Annotated in this window: 1 protein-coding gene; it reads left to right on the top strand. The window is 64.3% G+C overall.

All coding sequences use genetic code 11. From position 1 onward, the window contains the following. Positions 1–66 precede the first annotated feature (66 nt). Positions 67–1182 (top strand): IS3 family transposase gene (locus MFF58_RS31700; protein ID WP_238294294.1). Its coding sequence is split into 2 segments (ribosomal slippage), with 1117 coding nucleotides annotated over them: positions 67–334 and positions 334–1182; the frame shifts between segments, so codons are not numbered across the junction. This gene is flagged as partial in the annotation.

Raw genomic sequence — 1182 nt, 5'->3', positions numbered from 1 at the left:
TGACCTGACCGGCTGGCTTTGGACCGGGCTGATTGAGAGGATCAGCCTGGACCAGAGGAGTTGGGGATGAAGCGAGGACAGAGGCCGAGCGCGGAACAGGTCGTGCTGATGCTGCGCCAGATCGAGGTGCAGACGGCACAAGGCAAAAGCATCGCAGTCGCCTGCAAAGAAGCGGACGTTTCCGAGCAGAGCTACTACCGCTGGCGTAAGGAGTACGGCGGTCTGAAGGTCGATCAGGCCAGGAAGATGAAAGATCTGGAGCGCGAGAACGCTCGGCTTCGTCGGCTTGTGGCTGATCTATCTTTAGAGAAGCAGGTTCTGGCGGACGTCGCCTCGGGAAACTTGTAGCCCCCGAGCGACGCCGGCAGGCGGTCGACGGCATTCGGGAGAAGTACGGCCTCTCGGAACGTCATGCCTGCCGGATCGTCGGCCAGCACCGGGGCACGCAGCGCTACGTGCCCACCGTGCCGACCGACGAGGATGGGCTGACCCGAGCCATCATTGCCCTGGCCTCCGAGTATGGGCGCTATGGCTACCGTCGTGTCACCGCGCTGCTGCAGGCAGACGGCTGGCAGGTGGGCAAGGACCGGGTTCAGCGCATCTGGCGTCGCGAGGGGCTGAAGGTCCCCAGCCGACAGAGACCCCGCAGCCGCCTATGGCTGAACGACGGCTCGTGCGTGCGGCTGCGGCCACTCCACCGCAACCACGTCTGGAGCTTCGACTTCGTGCAGGCCCAAACCCACGACGGCCGGAGCCTGCGCATCCTGACGCTGATCGATGAGCACAGCCGGGCGTGCCTCGCACTGAAGGTGGCGCGGCGCATCAACAGCCTGGGTGTGATCGAGGCCCTGGCAGAGGCGATGTGCCTGCATGGCATCCCGGAGAACATCCGCTGCGACAATGGTCCCGAGATGATCTCAAAGGCACTGCGCAAGTGGGTCGCTAAAGCCGGCTCGCAGATCCAGTACATCGCACCCGGCTCGCCGTGGGAGAACGGGTACTGTGAGAGCTTCAACGGCAAGCTGCGCGACGAGTGCCTGAGGCAGGAGATCTTCTACTCACTCAGGGAGGCACAGATCGTGATAGGTCACTGGCAGAACACGTACAACCGCGTCCGGCCGCATTCGTCGCTGGGCTACCGACCGCCCGCGCCTGTCAGCTTTCCGGATCTGGCCTTCCGGC

It is taken from the genome of Methylobacterium longum, assembly GCF_022179385.1.
Lineage (GTDB): Bacteria > Pseudomonadota > Alphaproteobacteria > Rhizobiales > Beijerinckiaceae > Methylobacterium > Methylobacterium longum.
The sequence above is the reverse complement of the archived record's forward strand: the minus strand, read 5'-3'. Positions and strand labels throughout refer to the sequence as shown.